This is a genomic window from Nesterenkonia muleiensis (genome assembly GCF_003600155.1).
Classification (GTDB): Bacteria; Actinomycetota; Actinomycetes; order Actinomycetales; family Micrococcaceae; genus Nesterenkonia; species Nesterenkonia muleiensis.
Genome location: NZ_QWLD01000040.1, coordinates 144,534 through 161,615 on the forward strand (window position 1 = coordinate 144,534; position 17,082 = coordinate 161,615).

Below are 17,082 nucleotides of genomic sequence, written 5' to 3' on the forward strand. Positions count from 1 at the left end.
TTGGGACGAACAACGACGACGCCGGTTCGCTTCCCGGCGCTCAGCAGCTCTTCCCTGACCTGTAGCACTTCGCTACACTCGAAGTATGAGCGTTCCAACACGGGTGGACGAAGAGCTCTACGAGGCAGCGAAAGCCAGTGGGGCGATCAACAGCCGCAGTGCGGCCCAGCAGATCGCGCACTGGGCGAGTATCGGCCGGCAGCTGGAGCAGTCCCCGGCAGCCAGTCAGCGTGACATCGAGGAAGTGCTCTCACACCGTATGTCCTATGACGAGCTCGGTCCCCGCGAACAATCTGTGGTGCGGGCACGGTGGATGGAAGGCGTGCAGCGCCGCATTGCGCAGACTGATTTTGAGCAGGAGTTCAGAGTCTCGGGCGAGTCCTGGTCGGAGGCTGACAAAGAGGGCAATCTCGTCATCCGGGACGCGGATCCGGCACGCTGATAGCCTTCCAGTGACATGGTCCAGTACAGCGATCCCGTACTGCATTTGCTGGCTGGCCCCAACGGTGCCGGTAAGTCGACTTTCGTCGATCGGTATCTTTTGCCGGAGACCGGATTGCCGTTCATCAACGCCGACGTTATTGCCGCAGAGCGTTGGCCTGAAGCCCAGGCGGAGCATGCGTATGATGCTTCTCGGGCGGCATCGCAGGAGCGTGATCGGCACCTGGAGCGCAGGCGCTCCTTCATCTCGGAAACAGTGTTCAGCCATCCCAGCAAGGTGGACTTGGTGGAGCGGACTGCCGAAGCGGGTTTCTTGGTGCACCTCCACGTGATCATGGTGCCGGCTGACCTTGCGGTCCAGCGCGTTTCAGAACGAGTTCGACGCGGTGGGCATCGCGTGCCTGAGCCCAAGATCAGGGGGAGATACGCCAGGCTGTGGCGACTGGTCGTTGAAGCTCGGCGCATTGCGCACTGGACAGATTTCTACGACAACAGCATTCCCCGCACTCCTCATCGGCACGTTGCCTCCTATGAGCGCGGTGTACTTATCGGTCATCCCCAATGGCCGCAGTGGACACCTGAGGAGCTTCTATGAATTCGACGAGCACAGCTAGCGACTGGTTGATGGCAGGGGACCCGGCCATTCGCTGGCAGGTGATGCGCGATCTGCTGGATGCCCCGGAGGACCAGTGGCGCGCTGAGCGCAGTCTTGTGGAGACCGAAGGATGGGGCGCGCAGCTGCTCGCACTCCAGGATGCGGACGGACAGTGGGACGGCGGTGCTTACCTTCCCGCTGTCTTCGCTTGGGAGCAGATGCGCAGTGAGGGGCAGCCTTGGACCGCCACCTGCTGGGCGCTGGCCGAACTGCGGGAGCTGGGATTGGACCCCGGGTCGCCGAGCGCTCGCCGCACAGTGCAGCTGGTGGGGGAGAACTCCCGCTGGGAAAACGACGGCCAGCCCTACTGGGAGGGCGAGGTGGAGGAGTGCATCAATGGCCGCACGGTGGCACAAGGGGCATATTTCGGGGTCGATGTCGCCCCCATCGTCGAGAACCTGGTGAGCCAGCGGATGGAAGACGGCGGCTGGAACTGCGAACGCGAGAACGGCTCAGTGCGTTCATCCTTCGACTCCACGATCAATGTGCTCGAAGGCCTGCTTGAGTTCGAGCGTGCCACCGGCGGCACCCCAGACTCGCGGGAGGCCCGGGCTGCGGGGGAGGAGTACCTGCTGGCCCGCCGCCTCCTGCACCGGCGCAGCACAGGCGAACTGGTGGACCAGGAATATCTTGACTTCAGCTGCCCATCCCGCTGGCGCTACGACATGCTGCGTGCTCTCGACTATTTCCGCGAGGCCAGCGTCTTCGCAGGTGCCTCCCCGGACCCAAGACTCGCCGGAGCCGTGGAACGCCTGCGCTCCCGCCAGCAGCCAGAGGGGACCTGGCAACTGGACAAGACCTACCGCGGGCGCTCCTGGTTCCAGATGGACCCAAGTGCCGGGCAGCCTTCACGCTGGATCACCCTGAAAGCCCTGCGCGTGCTGCGCTGGTGGGAGAGTGCATGAGCCCGATCGGGGATCTGGACATCACCAATGCCACCCTCATCCCGGGACCCGGTGCGGACCCGCTCACCGGAGCGACAGTTCGGATTCGCTCCGGAGTGATCACCCAGATCGAGCGGGGTCCGGCACCTGCCGGGGGTGAGGAATACGACGCCGGCGGCCGCGTCGTCGTCCCCGGTTTCTGGAACTGCCATGTCCACCTGACCGAGCATGTCTGGGCGCGGGCAGCCACGGCGACCGCCGGCCGTCTGCAGCAGGAGCTCGACGATATGTTCCTGGTCCGAGGATTCACCGGCGCGGTCGACCTGGGCTCCCACCCACGTGACCATGCCGCGGTGAAGCACCGCATCGGCTCCGGGGAGCTGGCTGGTCCGCGACTGCTCACTGCGGGGATGGGACTGTACCCGCCGCGCGGACTGCCTTTCTACGTACGCGCTGATCTGCCGTGGTACATCCGGTCATTGCTGCCACAGCCAAGCACCCAGGGCGGTGCCCGTCGGGCGATGGCCCGTTCCCAGCGCCGCGGTGCCGAGGTCGCCAAACTGTTCACCGGCTCGTATGTGCAGCCTGATCGGATCAAGCCGATGCCGTTGGGCATCGCCCGCGTCGCCGCGGAGGAGGCGCATCGACAGGGTCGGCTGGTCTTCGCACACACCTCGGGTCGAGAGGGCCTGAGGATCGCGGTGGAGGCGGGGGTGGACGTCATCGCCCATGTTCCCGACACTCCGGAGGGAACCGAGCCGCTGCTGCAGGAGGCGGCCCGGCGCGGTATGTGGATGGTACCGACTCTGGAGATGTTCGCGCAGACGGTGGCCCGTGATCCCAGCTACCTGGACCCTATTTACAACTCATTGGGTGTCTTCGTGGAAGCAGGAGGAAGGCTGCTGTTCGGCACTGACGTGGGGTACCTGACCGACCGCCGGACTCGTGGGGAGCTGGAGGCTTTGGATGCCTGCGGGTTGACCGTTGCCGATGTGCTCACCATGCTCACCACCGCGCCGGCGGAAGCTCTGGGCGTCGGGTCAGGTCGGCTCGATGCGGGGGAGCCGGCGGACCTGGTGGTGATCGACCATAGGCAGTTGGACAGTCCTGCTCAGCTGGCCGACGTCCTGGCGACCATCCGCTCCGGACGCGTTATTTGGGCACAGGATGTGCCCTAGCGCTGCTGCTGCCTCAGTTTTTCTACACTTCAGGCATGAGCATGACCCTGCAGTTCCACGCTGACTGGCCCTACCGCGACGGGCTGGTGAGTGAGGCGATGGTGTATACAAGCCCAGCAGCCAGAAGAGTTACGTGACTACTCCCGTAGGATCTTCTCCATCGCTTTTCCTTTGGCGAGTTCGTCGATGAGCTTGTCCAGATAGCGAATCTCACGCATGATGGGTTCTTCGATGTCCTGCACGCGAACGCCGCAGACCACGCCGGTGATCAAGGAACGCGAGGGGTTCGGCTGGGGTGATTCGCTGAAGAAAGTCTGGAAATCTGTTTCCTTCTCCAGCTGCGACTCGAATTCCTCTTGGCTGTACCCGGTCAGCCAGCGGACGATCTCATCGACCTCAGCTTGAGTGCGTCCCTTTCGCTCCGCCTTCGCGACGTAGAGGGGGTAAACGCTTGCGACACTTGTTGAATAGATGCCGTTGTCTGCCATGAATTTCCTTTCATTGTGTTGGTGTCTGTCTCTGGACACTCTCACGCTTATGGCGTTTCATGTGGCAGCTCCTCCGGCGGAAACCTCGTTGTCAGCCAGTGGTTCCAAGTGCTTTCGAGATCCGAGGCGATCTCAGTGCCCTCATCGCCGAAGAGGAACACTCGCAAAGAGACCATGGTCTGCTCACCCATCGGCATGATGAACAGGTGGGCGAAGCCCGGCGCCGGCCGCTCCAGACGCAGTAGCAGTTCCGGTTCCGTCCCGTCCATGCCTTCAAGGGTGGCTTTGATCAGCGGGGAAGTCTCTCTGACCCGTAGCAGTGCGGGGTCGGTGATCTCCGTGCTCTGCTGCACGCCGGAGAGCTTCGGGGCACCAGGGGCCGATTCGACCCGGAGTGAGGACTCATCGATGCTGAATGCCTCCGCCAGGGTGGCCCAGGTCTGCGGCGGGGTGGACTTGCTGAAGGCGGCAAGATCAAAGGCCGAGCATGTCTGTCCCGCGAAATGTTCGAGGTAGAGGCGCAGCATGCGGAAGTACGAGGAGGCCCACCCGTAGGCGTGACCTTCGAATTCGCCGTCCCACTCGTCGGAGTCGGCAAACCAGCGATGCACCACCCGCACCACGCAGGTCGAGTCATCCCGAGCCTCGACGATCCATTCAGTGGCAATGGATCCCGGGCCGTCCTGAGCCTCTGCCTCAGTTGCCTCCTGGGCAGTCGCCGTGTAACTCGTCGGCGGATCCCAGTGGGTGATGCGTGCGACCGAGTCCATGCCCGGCCCGAAACTGTTCACCACCTCACCGCCAGTGCGTTCATCGCTGCGGGTGGGGACAAACCATGAGGAGATGCCCTCGCCGGTCGCGATCGCCTGCCACACTTCCTCCGGTGTGCCCGGCACGTCTACTTCGGCTTGGACCCGTCGCTGGCCGTTTTCGTCCTTTTCAACCGGCATGGCGCCCTGGTCTCCTTCACTCTGGTTCTATATTTCTAGTTCGTCTCTGGGTTCGGTGTTCCAGTCCCTGGTGCAGGCAGTGGGTGGGCCATCAGCGTCAGCCGATGCGAGCGCCCGCCCGGGGCGGAGTCGTCGTGATACTTCGCCACCAGACGATTGATCTCCTCGGTGAGTTCACGGCTGAATGCGGCGCGATCCTTGGCGGAGCGAAAGCGCACGACTGTGTCGACCGACAACGTCGCCAGGTGCTGTCCTGCTTCACCGGCACGGCGGAACAGGTCGCCGACCTCGCGCACCGCCCGGGCGGCCAGTGCGATGAGGTAACTCGCCGAGAGGCGGTCCAGCTCCCGCTCGGGGTCGGCCGCCACTGGGCCAAGCACTCCGGGTGAAACGACGAAGGATGCTGCTGTGGTCACCAGTTGCCGTTCTGTGAGACCGCCCCACTTTTTGGTCTCTGCTACTTCTACGAGACCGTGGGACTCCAAGGACCGCAGGTGGTAGTTGACTTTCTGGCGTGACATGCCCACGCGCTGAGCCAGCGTCGCTGCGGAGATCGGCTCGCGTATTTCCGATAACAGCCGACTGCGCACCGGGTCGATGGCCACCAACGCAGTGGCCGGATCGTCGATCACGTTCACGTCCAACATGAGAAGTAATCTCCCATTGAAAGTTTTATTTGTCAAGGGTTCGCCGTGGATTGCTCTGATGCGCATCGTCGCCTGGTCAGCGTCCCCGTCGACAAGATTTAATCCGCCTGCACCAGTGGTGCACATATTTCGCACCACTGGTGCTAACATGCTGGTATGAGAACCACGGTACGGCTCGACCCGGAGGTCGCGGCAGCCGCCGAACGCCTAAGCAGGGAACGACACATCGGGCTCGGCGAGGCCCTCAACGAGCTCGCCCGTATGGGCCTCGCGTGCGGTGGAGAGAAGACCACACGTTTCCGACAGCGGACAGCGAGTGTCGGGTTGAAGATCGACGTCACTGACATCGCTGAGGCACTCGAGCTGCTCGATGAGCACGACGCCGAGGCCTCCCGTTGATCGTCGACGCCAACGTCCTGCTCTACGCCGTCGATGACCGGTCGCACTTCCACACCATGGCACGGACCTGGCTGGAATCGGCCATGAACGGCGTCGAACGCGTCGGGCTTCCATGGGTGTCGCTGATGGCATTCCAACGGATCATCACCCACCCACGCGTCACCGCGCGCCCTCTGGCTCCGGCGGAGGCGTGGGGCCACATCACCGACTGGCTCGACGCCCACCAGGCATGGCTACCGACACCCGGTGCCCGCCACCGAGACATCCTCGGCCAGCTTCTCCTTGACGGCAACCTCCACGGGAACCTCGTCACAGACGCCCACCTCGCCGCACTCGCCATCGAGCACGGAACCGGCATCTGCTCGTTCGACAGCGACTTCGCACGGTTCAAAGACCTGCACTGGGTGAGTCCCGACCGCCAGTGACACTGCCGGACACTCGGTGCGGGTGATCCGCCCGCTGTGGAGGGCGAGGAGCCGGAACAGCATGTTCCGGTGAGCGCCGGCGTCAGAGTGCCTGCTTGTCGCTCTGATGCCAATTGCTGCAGGAGTGTGCCGCGCCGCTGAGACGGCGCCGAGGCGCGCCGAGCGAGTGTGGGCCTATGTCCACGGGCTTGTCAGCCTCGAGCTTTCCGGCCTGGTTGAGAGCGTCTCAGGCGAGGCCGCCGAAGTGGCCTATGTCTCCGCGCTTGGTGCTGGGGCACCGTTGGTGAGAGCCCAGGCTTGAGCAATGTCGGGTTCGCTGATTTCATTGAGCATCTTTGGGTGGATCGGCCATCTGTTGTAGGTGCTCTTTCACGTGAGCGCGCAGCTCGCGAAGGAGGCGGAGAGCCGGCTCCTTCGCTGTCCCCATGTCCCAAAGCCTGCGACCTCACGCGACGTGAGATGCAAGCAAGAGACCAAGCGCAAGGGCTCAGGGAAGGACGGCGATGGCTTCGACTTCGATGAGCAGGTCGGGTTCTCCAAGGGCTGAGACGCCCAAGAGGGTAATGGGCCGTACGAGGTCGAAGCCCAAGCGCTGTGCTGCCCGCATGGCCCCTTCGCCCAGTTGAGCCATCTTGGCCGGCTCCCAGTTGACGACGTAGATCGTGAGTTTGGCGATGTCCTCGAACGATCCTCCTGCGGCTGTGACAGCGCTGTGCACATTGGTGTAGGCCTGCTCGGCCTGTGCCGCCAGGTCGCCGCCACCCACTGGGCTGCCGTCGGCGTCGCGTGCTACTTGGCCTGAGATGAACACCAGCTTGGAGCCCTCAGCCACCGAGACCTGGGCATAGGCCTCGGGTTGCGGCAGCGCGGACGGGTTGAGCAGTTGGACCGACATGACAGCCTCCTCATTCGATAACACTGCCATTTCATAACGTTGATATAGAATAGTCAAGTGGTCCGCCCTTCTCGTCCTGAAGTCCGTAGTCTGCTGATCGCACGCGCCGCGGCCATGCTCGCCCGCCGTGAGACGATCACTCTGCGCAGACTCGTCGCTGGAACGGGGGTGTCGACCATGGCCGTTTACACCTACTTCGACGGGATGGATGGCTTGCGTGGCGCGGTGCGTCAGGAGGGGTTCAGCCGTCTTGCCACTCGTCTGAATGGATTGCCAGCCACGGATGATCCGATCAGCGATCTGGCCGCAGCCGGAGCAGCCTACGCAGCCTCGGCCCGGGAGAATCCCGAGCTGTACGTGTTGATGTTCGATGGTTCGTTGCCGCTGCCCGATGATCAAGCAGCTGGCGCCACACTCCAGTGCCTCATCGAGATCGTCCAGCGAGCGATGAACTCCGAACGTGTCGATCCCGGCCTCGATGCTGTGGTGTTCGCCAATGAGCTGTGGATGCTCGGACACGGGGCGTGCATGCTCTTCACCACCGGAGTCCTGTCCTTCGACCAGGTCGAGCCTATGGTGACGTCTGGACTGGTGCGTCTCTACGGTGCTGCCGGTGACGATCCAGACTCAGCTAGACGCTCCCTGGACTACGGCTGGGTACGCGGTCTTGGCGAAGGTGGCTGAGACCGTTCGCCAACGTATTGACCGGGCTCCGACGTAGTGGAGATCTACGTCAGATCGCTTGTTGCGCACCGAGATCCGCCTTCGCTGGGTGAGCATGTGGCGCGGACCGCCATCGTGGTCAGCGATCTCGCTGAGGTGGGTAGATGGAGAGGAATGCGTCCACTCCAGCGTGTGCGGCTTCTCTGATCGTGCTGATGCTCTCCGCTGGGTGACTCGAAGGACGGAAGAGTGCGCGGTCGATCCCCGGCCCCATGGCCAAAAACGCCAGTTGCTCCGCAGCCAGAGCATCATCCCCGATGTCCAGCTTTCCTTCCGCCGAGAGGGTGTGGAGAGTGCTGGCCAGGGTCCGCATCACCAGGCCCGGGGCCCGTGCGTAGTATTCGGCGGCGAACTCGGGGAAACGGTCGACCTCACTGATCAGCAGGCGGCGCAGGCCAATCACCGGTCCGGTGAGAACGGTCTCTGCGAGTTCGACCACCGCCGTCCTCAGGTGCGGCTCGACATCGGATACCTCCGACAGGGCTTTCGCTGTGTGCGAGGAGTAGTCCTCGGCGATGCGAATCGCCTGCCCGACGACGGCGCGGAAGAGTCGCTCCTTGTCTCCGAAGACGTTGTATACGGTCTTCTTCGATGTGCCGGCCTGCTCAGCTATGTCGTCGATGCTCGCCCTGACGTAGCCGCGTGCCATGAACTGGTCGAATGCAGCGGCGATGATGGCGCTCTGGGACCGCTCAATCCTCGGATCAAGCCCGCCGCTGGACTTCCCCACGTGACTCCTTGTGCCGCAGAACCGGAACTGCTAACTTTTTAAATACACTCAATAGTGTAATAGAAATGAGCTTCAGCCATGACGAACCTCACGCCAACCTTCAATAAGCGAGCCGCCATTACCCGGTCGATGCTGGGTTGGGGCGTCGTCGCAGGGCCGGTCTATCTCATCGGCGCCGTGGTCCATGCGATTCTGCGACCGGAGTTCGATTTCACCGAGCATGCGCTCAGTCTGCTGATGCTCACTGACACCGGGTGGCTCCACCGGGCCTGCCTCATCCTTGTCGGGATCATGGTCCTTGTTGCGGCATGGGGCTTCGGCCGAATCGTCGAAGGAGGTACTCGAGTGCCGTGGGTCGCTGCCCTGGTGGCAGGATACGGCGTCTCGCTCCTCGGCAGCGGAAGCTTTGCCCCGGATCCCGTTGACGGCTTCCCTCCCGGAACCGAGGCGGCAGCGTCATGGAGTGGTATCGTGCATCTGGCATTCGGTGCTCTCGGCTTCCTGTGTCTGAGCGTCGGTGCCCTTGTCTTCGCCCGATGGTGCCGAGCCCGGGGGTGCTCTCGCGGCGCTCACCTATCGATCGTCGCCGGCATTGTGGTGATTCTCGGATTCATCGGTGGTGCTGTGTTTGCCACGATGGGGGCAGGTGTCATCCTGCTGTGGGTAGCTGTCGTCGCCGGGTTCGTCTGGCTTATGGGCGCGTCAGTCTACGCCTATCGAACCGTCCCGCATCCTGATGGTGACGGCACCGCGTGATAGCTCTGGCGATGACCAGAAGGGCCCGGCCCGCGAAAGCACCTGGGTTACCGAAGTAGCGGCTGGTCTGGTGCGGTGCGGCCGGGGCCTGAGCGGACAGACGCTCCACGGCGCCCTCGAGGCGCCCGAACGGGAACTACCGAGTGAGAGTCTCGATGTAGTAGCTTCGTGCGTCCTTGATCTTGGCGGCCTTTGACGTGCTCGCAAACCGGAACACGTGGCTGAAATGCATTCGGGCTGAGCCATTCTTGAGAAAACCGTCGCAGGAGGCGAGCCGCCCGTGGGTAATGATGGAGGTGACACTCAGGAGTTCAGGCGCGGTGCGTGGAAACACCCTGTCCATCTCACTGGTGCCGCTGTAGGTTTCTTCGCCCGCCACCGTCCAGGTCGCGTCGTCGGTCAGCTGCTCGGCGACAGCATCGATGTTGCCCTTTGCCCAGTTGGTGATGAAGTGGCCGACTATCCCGATTCGTGGAGCATGACCGCAGTCGGTGGGGAAATGAGTTTCCATCACGCACTTTCAGTCATCTTGTGGAGGTGACCATCCGCGTGACGGCGCAGTGAGGCCACCGGTTCTTGATTCCCCAGTGTATAGGCCTTATGTGGCGGACCACGTAAGGCGCGGTTCGAAAACAGTGCCGACACCAGTGCCGCAGAGCCCAGACGCGTGACATTCCACTGCTCCCTTTGTGCCGCAGGATAGCGTGTGCCGCTCTGTGCGATGGAACTCTGGCACTGCTGCTGAAGCAGCTTTCTCCTACACTTCAGGCATGAGTCTGACTCTGCAGTTCCACCCAGACTGGCCGCATCAGGGTGGATTGGTGATCGAAGCGATCGCGCGTGATGGCAGCTACCGTTCTCAGTTTGAGACCGGGTCCAGCAACGGCGGGCTGACCGCCTATCCAGGTGGTGACCGCTGGCGCTGGGAGAGCCGTCTTTTTGCTGGGAGGTACGACGTTCTGGACCCGTCCGCCCGGCCCGTCTATGGTGCGTGGAACAGGAACGACGACGTCTACGGCGGCTCTCCGCGGTTCGGCTCAGCACATCTGAGGCTCCGGTCCCATGTGATGGAACGGGCCACCTTCTGCTTCCCGGACAGCGTCTTCGAGCCGGCGGAGGTAGGGAATGCCGATGCGCTGGACCGGCTCAGCGTGCTGGCCGAATCGGCTGGACACGACTACCTGGACGACTACGTCGAAGCGCACGTTCATTCGGGTGTGAGCATCGCTGAGGCTGTCGAGGCGGTGGTGCTCGACCCTTGTCACCGTGATGGAGCTGTTGCCGAGGTTGTGGGGCAACTTGGGTGTGCTGTGGAATATCATCCTGGCTTCCGGCTTGCCACCGCAGAGTTGGATGTGAGCTTCCGAGGTCCTGAACCGGCAGCGCTCGCCCGCCAGCTCGGTGAGGTGATCACCCCTGACCTGCTGGCTGGCGCTGCCCGTAGCGGAGAGTATCCTGCGCAGACCGTTAAACGCCTCTGGCACCTACTCGCCCGCTTCGGGCGGCAGCACAGTGAGACTCAGTCCTGACGGAAGCTGAGGCCCTTCTCCGCCATCGCTTCTTTCATGACCCGGATGGCCTTGGGGCCGACGCCGTGGATCGCCAGCAGTTCTTTCTCGGTGTGCTTGCTGGCCTTTTGCAGGGAATCGATGCCGGCGTACTTCAGCTCACGCGGCGCGGTCTTGCCCATCGAGTGGGGAAGATCGCCCACTGGGCGGATATCGGGAGTGTTGCTCATGCTGTGATTATCTCCTACTTTCGCGGTCAGTCCAGGCAGAACTCATTGCCTTCAGGGTCGGCCATGATGATGAACCCGGTGCTCATCGGAGGCTGAGGCTCATGCCGCTCGAGACGTGTGGCACCCAGGGACACCAGACGGTCACACTCTTTTTCCAGTGCTGCCATCCGTTCCTCATCATGCAGGCCCGAGGCGGTACGCACATCCAGGTGCACGCGGTTCTTCGCTGTCTTGCCCTCCGGGACCTTCTGGAAGAAGAGCCGCGGGCCTTTGTCTTCGGGATCTACCAGGGCGGAGGCGCGGTTGCGTTGATCCTCCGGCACACCAGATGTTTCGAGGAATTCGTCCCATGCTGACCAGATGTCTTCACCTGGCTGCAGCTTCACCCCGGGCGGGGCCGGATGAACATAGTCGAGCACCTCAGCCCAGAAAGTAGAAAGTGCCTGTGGGTCATGGGCGTCGAACGTGATCTGGACCATGCGGCTCATTTCCGTGCCTCCTCCTGGTTGAACGTACCGTGGGTGTGCAGGTAGAGGTCGCGCAGCAGGCAGACCTCAGAGAGATGATGGATCAGTTCGCGGTGGATGTGGAGCACCAGCCGGGCCATGGAGTCCTCCTCGAAGTGTTCCTCTCCACAGGGCCGGTGCAACCCTTCTTCGCCGAGTGACTCCACGCCGGTCAGCCACGTCGCATACTCGGCGTCGAGCTGTCCCAGAGCCTCCCGTGCGGTGGCGGCATAGTTGAAGGATCGGTAGTCGGTGGCCGCACGCCCGAAATGTGAGGCGTTGCGCATCGCCAGCACCCCGACGATGACATGCCCCAACCGCCAGGCGATGGTGGTGAAGGGCTCCGGTTCCGGCGGGGGAGCGGCGAATTCGATGATCATGTTTCCCGAACCTGCCTGAATGGGTGCGTTGCCAGTGCCATGAGGGCGCACGTTCCAGGAGTCTGGGGCCGGCTCCCAGAAATACTCCTGGTCGGTGAGTCCCTCCAGCCGCGGCCGCAGCTGATGCCTCCAGTGCCAGTCGATCTGGTCTCGCAGAACTTCATTCCATGTGTCGTGTGTCATGGCATCAGTCTCTCAGCAATAGCGGACAGTTTGTGTCCGTGATGAGTGAGAGAATCTCTGTATGCCCTCAGAAGGAACCACAGAACGCGTACTCCGTCTGCTGGCGCTGCTGCAGCGGCGCGCCATGTGGACGGCTGTCGAATTGTCAGCTGAGCTGGGTGTCACCGATCGTTCGGTGCGCCGCGACATCGAGCGGCTGCGCAGTCTGGGGTATCCGGTGGATGCGGTGCCGGGGGTGGGCGGCGGGTACCGTCTGGGCGCAGGCAAGGAGCTTCCGCCCCTGCTGCTGGATGATGAGGAGGCCACCGCCACGGCAGTCTCATTACGGATGGCCGCAGGCGGGACGATCTCCGGGATCGGAGACGCCGCCTTACGCGCACTGGCCAAGCTCGATCAGGTGATGCCGCCCAGGCTGCGCGGCGGGGTGCGCGCAGTCTATGAGGCCACAGAGACCCTTGACGGGACCCAGGAGATCGATGTCGAGATTCTCACTGTGCTCTCCCGTGCCTGCCGCGACCGGGTCCGTGTTCGCTTCCTGTACACCCGGTACGGGGCCCAGGAGCGGGAGCGGCGGGTCGAGCCGGTGCGGATGGTCGCCGCTGGCTGGCATTGGTACCTGATGGCATACGACGTGGACCGGGAGGACTGGCGGACTTTCCGCCTGGATCGGATGAGGAGCGTGGTGGCCACCACCTGGCGCTTCCGCGCCCGGGAGCACCCCGATCCGGTGGAGTATGTCCAGGAGTCGGTGACCGCCTCGCCCTACAGCCACCTGGCCCGGGTGCGGCTGCACGCTCCGGCTGAGGAGGTACGCCGCAGGGTGCCGCCACGGATGGCTCGGATCGAAGAGGACACTGAAGGCTGGTGCATTCTCACTGCTGGAGCCGATGACCTCGACTGGCTGGCATTGCACATTGCGATGCTGGACCTTGAGACCGAGATCCTCGAGCCTCCGGAGCTCCGCGAGGCCGCAGCAGCTCTGGCCCACCGACTGATGATGATGTCCTAGCGCTCGTTTCGCAGCTCCGGCAGCCTGATCTCCTGTAGCGTGGTCCTATGAGACGGCGTGGAACGGTCGATGCTCTGGCTGATGTCATCGGGACTACCACAGTAGGTATCGGTGCCGGGCTGAGCCTGGATCCGATTCGTTGCGCAAAGTTGCTGGGGCTGCCCGGTGAGCCGCGACGGAGTCGCGCCATCGGTTTGGTGGATGTTGTGTTGGGCACGATGATCCTGACCGGATCCGGAAACTGTCTCTTGGGCGCCTAGGAACTGCGGAAAGAGTCAGCGATGGACTGGAGTTTGGCCCGGTAGAGGGCCCAGGCGCCGTCGTCGGCCTCCGGAAGATTGCCCGCCCTCTCCAGCATGCCTGCCTTGCCGTCGATCTGCTCGCGCAGGATATCGACGTGCCCCAGATGCCGTGCGGTCTCAGCGATGATGTGGATGGTCAGCTGGCGAAGGGTGGTGTTCCGCTTGTCCTCGCTCCACCAGGGGACAGTGACCGGGGCGTCCAGGTCCAGTTCGGCGATGGCAGCCTCGGTGTTCTCCCCGGCGGCGCGGTAGAGCTCGAGAACCTCCTGCGAGGACTGATCGGCAGTGGCGAACATGTCCTCCTCGAAACCCATGTCGGGTCCGATCCAGGGAGTGGGGACCGGCTGATCGCGTCCGCAGGGTTCGCTGAAGTACCCGAGTTCAACGCTGGCCACATGCTTGACGATGCCCAGCAGATTCGTTCCGGTGGGTGTCAGTGGCCGGCGCAGGTCGTATTCATCCAGGCCGTCCACTTTCCAGAGAAATGCTCCCCGAAGGTCCCGGAGGTAGCGCAGCAGGATCTCGGTTTCAGTCGGCATGTCCTGATTCTAATGGTGCTGGTAGTGCGTTGGATAGGGCTTGGGTTCCTGCTGCAGCTGGGAAGAAGTAGAAGTAGATTGCAATACAAGGTACCTGGTATTGTGAGGATATGGACGAGTTCTCCGGAGTGCTGGTGCAGCTGCGCAAAGGAGCCCTGCAGTACTGCGTGCTGGCCTGTCTGCGGCCGGGAGCGTCATACGGGCGGCAGCTTGCTCAGCAGCTCAGCGAGGAGCACGGGCTTCTGGAGAGTCAAGGCACGCTCTACCCCTTGCTTTCGCGACTGCGCAAGCAAGGGTGGGTCTCGACCGCCTGGCAAGAGTCAGCGTCCGGGCCGCCCCGTCGGTACTACGAGCTCACGGAGCTGGGGCACCGTGCCCTGGAGGCTTTCGAACAGGATTGGACACCCTTCCGTGACGACGTCGACGCCGTATTGAACGCCACTCGGTGAGGAGGAACCACCATGAGTACCGAGAAGTCGAAAATGTCTGAGACGCCGGGCCAACAGCTAGCCGAAGCCTATCTGCGCGACCTGGAAAGGGCCCTGTCCGGCACCGACCCTCGTGAGCGGGAAGAGACCCTGGCCGAAATCGAGGACCAGCTTCGGGACGCTGAAGCCGTTGACCCGCAGGGCGCTGAAGTTCGCCGGGTCATTGACCGTCTGGGCTCCGTGGAGGCCATCGCGGCGGTCGCCTCGCCCGATGAGCACGGCACCGGCACTCCGGCAGCGGTACCAGGCCGGCAGAAGGACTGGTTCGTCATCGGAACCACGATTCTCTCTGGTGTTGCGCTGGTGACGACTTTCCTGTTCTTCCCTGTCGCTGCGGTCATTGCGTTGGTGACGTTTGTGCTGGGAATCGTGCAGCTGTTCACCTCCAGGATGGGGAAGGTGCTGCCAGTGCTGAGCATTGTGTTCAGCGCCATCGTGCTGGTACTTGTGGCGCTGGCGATCATCGGACTGCTGGCTTGGCAAGAAACGGACAGCTCCTATGAAATTATCGAGGACGACGCAGGAGAGGTCGAAGAAGGTCCCTGAGAATGCTGCCGCACTGCCGTCCGCCAGCCGGGGAACCCGAATCTAGGACCTCATTGCGTCATTTCACGGGGTGAACGGACCACGCAGAACTCGTTGCCCTCAGGGTCTGCAAAAGTCACCCAGCCGCTGCCGGGGCCGTGTTCGCCGCGCAGGTCCGAGATGACGGCAGCTCCCAGCTGGCGGATGCGTCCAATCTCCTGGTCCCGGTGACCGGCCCGCGATGCCAGATCCAGATGAACCCGGTTCTTCGCCGCTTTCTCGCCGTGGGCGCCTTCGATGAAGAGGATCCGGTGCCCAGATTCGGGATCGATGATCACGCATTGCGGGTGTCCCGGTTCATTGGGATCGCCGGGGATATCGGTGTAGCCCAGCACCTTCTTCCTCCATTCGGAGAGCTCGTAGGCGTTTCGGGAGTCGGTGGTGTGTGACACATATGCAGTCATGCCCTTATCCCATCATGTTCCCTAGAGTCCGCCGAGCAGACAGCGTCATCGGATGCCCAGCCGCTGGACGGCTGAGCGGATGAGTAGCCGCAGGATGTTTTTCAAGCCCATTCCGCTGACGATGATGAAGTCAGCATGGGGGTAGACTCCCGGCTTCGCGGCTGTTGCCCGTGCTGCGGTCCGCACCTCACGCAGCTGAGGCATGCTCATCTGCAGCGGCGGTTCCTCCGGCTGATACTTCGCCCCGACGGGGTAGTCCCTGCCGGGCTGGCGCGACATTTCAATATGGCATCCCATCACATGGGTGACCGGGCGGGCCTCGGCAAAGTCCACCAGATGGTCCAGACTGGCGGTGAAGGCCGGCATATCGAAGGCATACAGCCGTCCGGGATAGACGCTGTCCCCGGTGAGCAGGAACCCCGTGGCAGGGTCGAAGACGGCCAGGGAGGTCGGATGGTGTCCGGGAATCCCGGTGACCTCCAGCACGCGCCCGCCCAGGTCGAAGGCGACTACTTCATGGGGCCATTCTGTGAAACCGAAGAATGACTGCACAGCCTCCAGCTCCGTGCCGACCACTCTGGTGAGCGGGCGCTGGTCGAATTGATCGTCGCCGGCAATGTGGTCGCCGTGTGAGTGCGTGTGGGCGACGATCAGCTCATAGCTCTCGCGCGGATTCCCCTCGCCCCAGGAATCCATGATCTGGTCAACCGTCGCACGCAGCGGGAAAGTCTCGGGATCCTCGGTGGCACCGGTGTCAAACAGTACGGCGCGGTCCTGGCCGAAGAGCAGATACAGGAAGGGCGCCTCATGGCTTAGCGTCATGCTCTGGCGCAGAATGTAGGTGTCGTGGTCGTATCGGTGCACCTGGATGGGTGGGTCGGCGTCGTCGTTCTTCGACCGGGCCCCGTGGATCCACTGCACATCGAAATTACCTGTCACGGGCACCACAGGCCCAGGGGAGTTCCCTCCGGATCGGCGATGATCAGGAAGGATCCGGCGTCGCTGCTGAACTCCCGGGCGCGCTCGATGTCCTCAGCGTAGATCTCACACCAGAACGGCTTCGGTGGCATAGGGCAAGCCTAGCCTCCCGTGAACTCAGTGCGAAGGTTCTCCGGGAGTTGATCGGTGGCCAGTCGCACTGAGGCGCGGGACATGCGGCGGTGATGCTTCCGCAAGAAGGCGGGCAGTCGATCCTGGTCGATCTTCCCGACCTCTCGCAGTGCTGTGCCGACCGGCCTGGTGACCAGCTCTGACTCGTCGTCGGCCAGCAGCTCGGCCAGTGTCAGCGGATCGTCGAGATCGCCCTGCCGGATGATCCAGAACGCAGCCGTGATGGCGGTGCGGCGTTCGAGCGCGACCTCGGAACTCGCGAGGTCGAAGAGTGGTTGCCGGGACTTGTCGAGCAGATACCAGCCGATGACCCGAGGCGCGGCCCGGTCCACGAAGTCCCATGCGGTGAGCCGGTGGTGATTGTCCATGTATGCGTCATAGAGGTCTCTGCGGTCCGTGTCGGTCAAGCCGCGTTGCCGGGCTTTGAAGTCCAGGATGGCCACAGCGACCATGCGGACCTCATACCACCGGCTGGTCAGCAGGGACTGCACCTCCGACAGCGGCAGATCAGTCCGAGCCTTGGCCGTGTCGAAGACCTCCTTCATCCGGACCCCGACTGCTTCCAGGCCGCTGTCAGTCGGCAGCCGCCGGGTAATCTTCTCTCGTTCCGACTGGGTGCGCAGCTTCTTCAGCTCCGCGTAGACCGTTTCGGCAGTGGATGTCATGG

27 protein-coding genes are annotated in these 17,082 nt (G+C 63.1%); 13 read left to right on the top strand and 14 right to left on the bottom strand.

Annotation, left to right across the window (positions count from 1 at the left end):
- Positions 1-85 precede the first annotated feature (85 nt).
- The 4 genes from DVO78_RS11755 to DVO78_RS11770 are packed head-to-tail and all read left to right on the top strand — an operon-like array spanning position 86 to position 3,158.
- On the top strand, positions 86-442 hold the full coding sequence (locus DVO78_RS11755) for a TA system antitoxin ParD family protein (protein ID WP_120005085.1): 357 nt from the start codon (positions 86-88) through the stop codon (positions 440-442).
- A gap of 15 nt (positions 443-457) precedes the next feature.
- On the top strand, positions 458-1,036 hold the full coding sequence (locus DVO78_RS11760) for an ATPase (protein WP_120005086.1): 579 nt from the start codon (positions 458-460) through the stop codon (positions 1,034-1,036).
- On the top strand, positions 1,033-2,001 hold the full coding sequence (locus tag DVO78_RS11765; RefSeq protein ID WP_120005087.1) for a squalene cyclase: 969 nt from the start codon (positions 1,033-1,035) through the stop codon (positions 1,999-2,001). Before DVO78_RS11760 ends, DVO78_RS11765 begins: the two co-directional genes overlap by 4 nt.
- Complete coding sequence (locus DVO78_RS11770; RefSeq protein ID WP_120005088.1) at positions 1,998-3,158, top strand: amidohydrolase family protein; 1,161 nt, start codon at positions 1,998-2,000, stop codon at positions 3,156-3,158. The genes DVO78_RS11765 and DVO78_RS11770 overlap by 4 nt, the downstream gene beginning before the upstream one ends.
- Before the next feature lie 137 nt (positions 3,159-3,295).
- On the opposite strand, the gene DVO78_RS11775 is transcribed toward DVO78_RS11770, so the two are convergent.
- From DVO78_RS11775 to DVO78_RS11785, 3 genes are read right to left on the bottom strand one after another with little or no spacing between them, the layout of a single operon-like run.
- The gene (locus DVO78_RS11775) at positions 3,296-3,646 is read right to left on the bottom strand and encodes a DUF2200 domain-containing protein (RefSeq protein WP_120005089.1); all 351 of its coding nucleotides are present in this window, start codon (positions 3,644-3,646) and stop codon (positions 3,296-3,298) included.
- Positions 3,647-3,693: 47 nt separating this feature from the next.
- The gene (locus tag DVO78_RS11780) at positions 3,694-4,596 is read right to left on the bottom strand and encodes an SRPBCC family protein (protein WP_120005090.1); all 903 of its coding nucleotides are present in this window, start codon (positions 4,594-4,596) and stop codon (positions 3,694-3,696) included.
- Between the two features lie 35 nt (positions 4,597-4,631).
- Positions 4,632-5,243 carry a winged helix-turn-helix domain-containing protein gene (locus DVO78_RS11785; RefSeq protein ID WP_120005091.1) on the bottom strand — a complete coding sequence of 204 codons (612 nt, stop codon included), beginning with the start codon at positions 5,241-5,243 and terminating at the stop codon, positions 4,632-4,634.
- Positions 5,244-5,399: 156 nt separating this feature from the next.
- On the opposite strand from DVO78_RS11785, the gene DVO78_RS11790 reads away from it, so the two are divergent.
- The 3 genes from DVO78_RS11790 to DVO78_RS17580 all read left to right on the top strand — a co-directional run bounded on the left by DVO78_RS11790 (position 5,400) and on the right by DVO78_RS17580 (position 6,368).
- Positions 5,400-5,642 (top strand): CopG family transcriptional regulator, encoded by a 243-nt coding sequence (locus DVO78_RS11790; RefSeq protein WP_120005092.1) that lies wholly within the window; start codon positions 5,400-5,402, stop codon positions 5,640-5,642.
- Positions 5,639-6,067, top strand: a complete 429-nt coding sequence (locus DVO78_RS11795) for a TA system VapC family ribonuclease toxin (RefSeq protein WP_120005093.1) — start codon at positions 5,639-5,641, stop codon at positions 6,065-6,067. Before DVO78_RS11790 ends, DVO78_RS11795 begins: the two co-directional genes overlap by 4 nt.
- Before the next feature lie 106 nt (positions 6,068-6,173).
- Positions 6,174-6,368, top strand: a complete 195-nt coding sequence (locus tag DVO78_RS17580; protein WP_157984015.1) for a hypothetical protein — start codon at positions 6,174-6,176, stop codon at positions 6,366-6,368.
- 186 nt (positions 6,369-6,554) lie between these two features.
- Here the strand turns inward: DVO78_RS17580 and DVO78_RS11800 are convergent, their stop codons facing one another.
- Positions 6,555-6,962: a RidA family protein gene (locus DVO78_RS11800; RefSeq protein WP_120005094.1), complete on the bottom strand. Its 408-nt coding sequence runs from the start codon at positions 6,960-6,962 to the stop codon at positions 6,555-6,557.
- A 57-nt stretch (positions 6,963-7,019) separates the two neighbouring features.
- Between DVO78_RS11800 and DVO78_RS11805 the strand changes: the two genes are divergently transcribed.
- A complete protein-coding gene (locus tag DVO78_RS11805; RefSeq protein WP_238385271.1) occupies positions 7,020-7,646 on the top strand; it encodes a TetR/AcrR family transcriptional regulator in 627 nt (208 codons plus the stop codon).
- Between the two features lie 118 nt (positions 7,647-7,764).
- Here DVO78_RS11805 and DVO78_RS11810 read toward each other — a convergent pair whose 3' ends face one another.
- A complete protein-coding gene (locus DVO78_RS11810; protein ID WP_120005096.1) occupies positions 7,765-8,415 on the bottom strand; it encodes a TetR/AcrR family transcriptional regulator in 651 nt (216 codons plus the stop codon).
- A gap of 78 nt (positions 8,416-8,493) precedes the next feature.
- On the opposite strand from DVO78_RS11810, the gene DVO78_RS11815 reads away from it, so the two are divergent.
- The gene (locus tag DVO78_RS11815) at positions 8,494-9,171 is read left to right on the top strand and encodes a DUF998 domain-containing protein (RefSeq protein ID WP_120005097.1); all 678 of its coding nucleotides are present in this window, start codon (positions 8,494-8,496) and stop codon (positions 9,169-9,171) included.
- A 136-nt stretch (positions 9,172-9,307) separates the two neighbouring features.
- Here DVO78_RS11815 and DVO78_RS11820 read toward each other — a convergent pair whose 3' ends face one another.
- The gene (locus DVO78_RS11820; RefSeq protein ID WP_120005098.1) at positions 9,308-9,682 is read right to left on the bottom strand and encodes a nuclear transport factor 2 family protein; all 375 of its coding nucleotides are present in this window, start codon (positions 9,680-9,682) and stop codon (positions 9,308-9,310) included.
- 259 nt (positions 9,683-9,941) lie between these two features.
- Between DVO78_RS11820 and DVO78_RS11825 the strand changes: the two genes are divergently transcribed.
- Positions 9,942-10,700, top strand: coding sequence for a DUF3626 domain-containing protein (locus DVO78_RS11825; protein ID WP_202912179.1), 759 nt, complete (start codon positions 9,942-9,944; stop codon positions 10,698-10,700).
- Here the strand turns inward: DVO78_RS11825 and DVO78_RS11830 are convergent.
- From DVO78_RS11830 to DVO78_RS11840, 3 genes are read right to left on the bottom strand one after another with little or no spacing between them, the layout of a single operon-like run.
- Entirely contained in the window at positions 10,691-10,909 is a 219-nt protein-coding gene (locus tag DVO78_RS11830; RefSeq protein ID WP_120005099.1) for a helix-hairpin-helix domain-containing protein, read from the bottom strand. The genes DVO78_RS11825 and DVO78_RS11830 overlap by 10 nt on opposite strands.
- A gap of 26 nt (positions 10,910-10,935) precedes the next feature.
- Positions 10,936-11,397, bottom strand: coding sequence for a VOC family protein (locus DVO78_RS11835; RefSeq protein WP_120005100.1), 462 nt, complete (start codon positions 11,395-11,397; stop codon positions 10,936-10,938).
- Positions 11,394-11,978 carry a DinB family protein gene (locus DVO78_RS11840; protein WP_120005101.1) on the bottom strand — a complete coding sequence of 195 codons (585 nt, stop codon included), beginning with the start codon at positions 11,976-11,978 and terminating at the stop codon, positions 11,394-11,396. The genes DVO78_RS11835 and DVO78_RS11840 overlap by 4 nt, the downstream gene beginning before the upstream one ends.
- A 61-nt stretch (positions 11,979-12,039) precedes the next feature.
- Between DVO78_RS11840 and DVO78_RS11845 the strand changes: the two genes are divergently transcribed.
- On the top strand, positions 12,040-12,987 hold the full coding sequence (locus DVO78_RS11845) for a helix-turn-helix transcriptional regulator (RefSeq protein WP_120005102.1): 948 nt from the start codon (positions 12,040-12,042) through the stop codon (positions 12,985-12,987).
- 256 nt (positions 12,988-13,243) lie between these two features.
- On the opposite strand, the gene DVO78_RS11850 is transcribed toward DVO78_RS11845, so the two are convergent.
- Complete coding sequence (locus DVO78_RS11850; protein WP_120005103.1) at positions 13,244-13,828, bottom strand: DinB family protein; 585 nt, start codon at positions 13,826-13,828, stop codon at positions 13,244-13,246.
- Positions 13,829-13,938: 110 nt separating this feature from the next.
- Here DVO78_RS11850 and DVO78_RS11855 point away from each other — a divergent pair, with 110 nt between their 5' ends.
- Together DVO78_RS11855 and DVO78_RS11860 are read left to right on the top strand one after the other, a co-directional pair.
- A complete protein-coding gene (locus DVO78_RS11855) occupies positions 13,939-14,277 on the top strand; it encodes a PadR family transcriptional regulator (RefSeq protein WP_120005104.1) in 339 nt (112 codons plus the stop codon).
- Positions 14,278-14,289: 12 nt separating this feature from the next.
- A complete protein-coding gene (locus DVO78_RS11860) occupies positions 14,290-14,862 on the top strand; it encodes a DUF1700 domain-containing protein (RefSeq protein WP_157984016.1) in 573 nt (190 codons plus the stop codon).
- 50 nt (positions 14,863-14,912) lie between these two features.
- On the opposite strand, the gene DVO78_RS11865 is transcribed toward DVO78_RS11860, so the two are convergent.
- The 4 genes from DVO78_RS11865 to DVO78_RS11875 are packed head-to-tail and all read right to left on the bottom strand — an operon-like array spanning position 14,913 to position 17,080.
- Positions 14,913-15,305 carry a VOC family protein gene (locus tag DVO78_RS11865; protein WP_120005106.1) on the bottom strand — a complete coding sequence of 131 codons (393 nt, stop codon included), beginning with the start codon at positions 15,303-15,305 and terminating at the stop codon, positions 14,913-14,915.
- 45 nt (positions 15,306-15,350) lie between these two features.
- Complete coding sequence (locus DVO78_RS11870) at positions 15,351-16,244, bottom strand: MBL fold metallo-hydrolase (RefSeq protein WP_202912180.1); 894 nt, start codon at positions 16,242-16,244, stop codon at positions 15,351-15,353.
- Positions 16,241-16,375, bottom strand: coding sequence for a VOC family protein (locus tag DVO78_RS18180; protein ID WP_274380762.1), 135 nt, complete (start codon positions 16,373-16,375; stop codon positions 16,241-16,243). The genes DVO78_RS11870 and DVO78_RS18180 overlap by 4 nt, the downstream gene beginning before the upstream one ends.
- 9 nt (positions 16,376-16,384) lie before the next feature.
- Positions 16,385-17,080, bottom strand: coding sequence for a DNA alkylation repair protein (locus DVO78_RS11875; RefSeq protein WP_120005108.1), 696 nt, complete (start codon positions 17,078-17,080; stop codon positions 16,385-16,387).
- Positions 17,081-17,082: the final 2 nt, after the last annotated feature.

Bases quoted from the DNA above. Each gene is read 5' to 3' on its own strand.
- DVO78_RS11755 (WP_120005085.1), top strand. From the start codon at position 86: ATGAGCGTTCCAACACGGGTGGACGAAGAGCTCTACGAGGCAGCGAAA.
- DVO78_RS11760 (WP_120005086.1), top strand. From the start codon at position 458: ATGGTCCAGTACAGCGATCCCGTACTGCATTTGCTGGCTGGCCCCAAC.
- DVO78_RS11765 (WP_120005087.1), top strand. From the start codon at position 1,033: ATGAATTCGACGAGCACAGCTAGCGACTGGTTGATGGCAGGGGACCCG.
- DVO78_RS11770 (WP_120005088.1), top strand. From the start codon at position 1,998: ATGAGCCCGATCGGGGATCTGGACATCACCAATGCCACCCTCATCCCG.
- DVO78_RS11775 (WP_120005089.1), bottom strand. From the start codon at position 3,646: ATGGCAGACAACGGCATCTATTCAACAAGTGTCGCAAGCGTTTACCCC.
- DVO78_RS11780 (WP_120005090.1), bottom strand. From the start codon at position 4,596: ATGCCGGTTGAAAAGGACGAAAACGGCCAGCGACGGGTCCAAGCCGAA.
- DVO78_RS11785 (WP_120005091.1), bottom strand. From the start codon at position 5,243: ATGTTGGACGTGAACGTGATCGACGATCCGGCCACTGCGTTGGTGGCC.
- DVO78_RS11790 (WP_120005092.1), top strand. From the start codon at position 5,400: ATGAGAACCACGGTACGGCTCGACCCGGAGGTCGCGGCAGCCGCCGAA.
- DVO78_RS17580 (WP_157984015.1), top strand. From the start codon at position 6,174: ATGCCAATTGCTGCAGGAGTGTGCCGCGCCGCTGAGACGGCGCCGAGG.
- DVO78_RS11800 (WP_120005094.1), bottom strand. From the start codon at position 6,962: ATGTCGGTCCAACTGCTCAACCCGTCCGCGCTGCCGCAACCCGAGGCC.
- DVO78_RS11815 (WP_120005097.1), top strand. From the start codon at position 8,494: ATGACGAACCTCACGCCAACCTTCAATAAGCGAGCCGCCATTACCCGG.
- DVO78_RS11820 (WP_120005098.1), bottom strand. From the start codon at position 9,682: ATGGAAACTCATTTCCCCACCGACTGCGGTCATGCTCCACGAATCGGG.
- DVO78_RS11825 (WP_202912179.1), top strand. From the start codon at position 9,942: ATGAGTCTGACTCTGCAGTTCCACCCAGACTGGCCGCATCAGGGTGGA.
- DVO78_RS11830 (WP_120005099.1), bottom strand. From the start codon at position 10,909: ATGAGCAACACTCCCGATATCCGCCCAGTGGGCGATCTTCCCCACTCG.
- DVO78_RS11835 (WP_120005100.1), bottom strand. From the start codon at position 11,397: ATGAGCCGCATGGTCCAGATCACGTTCGACGCCCATGACCCACAGGCA.
- DVO78_RS11840 (WP_120005101.1), bottom strand. From the start codon at position 11,978: ATGACACACGACACATGGAATGAAGTTCTGCGAGACCAGATCGACTGG.
- DVO78_RS11845 (WP_120005102.1), top strand. From the start codon at position 12,040: ATGCCCTCAGAAGGAACCACAGAACGCGTACTCCGTCTGCTGGCGCTG.
- DVO78_RS11850 (WP_120005103.1), bottom strand. From the start codon at position 13,828: ATGCCGACTGAAACCGAGATCCTGCTGCGCTACCTCCGGGACCTTCGG.
- DVO78_RS11855 (WP_120005104.1), top strand. From the start codon at position 13,939: ATGGACGAGTTCTCCGGAGTGCTGGTGCAGCTGCGCAAAGGAGCCCTG.
- DVO78_RS11860 (WP_157984016.1), top strand. From the start codon at position 14,290: ATGAGTACCGAGAAGTCGAAAATGTCTGAGACGCCGGGCCAACAGCTA.
- DVO78_RS11865 (WP_120005106.1), bottom strand. From the start codon at position 15,305: ATGACTGCATATGTGTCACACACCACCGACTCCCGAAACGCCTACGAG.
- DVO78_RS18180 (WP_274380762.1), bottom strand. From the start codon at position 16,375: ATGCCACCGAAGCCGTTCTGGTGTGAGATCTACGCTGAGGACATCGAG.
- DVO78_RS11875 (WP_120005108.1), bottom strand. From the start codon at position 17,080: ATGACATCCACTGCCGAAACGGTCTACGCGGAGCTGAAGAAGCTGCGC.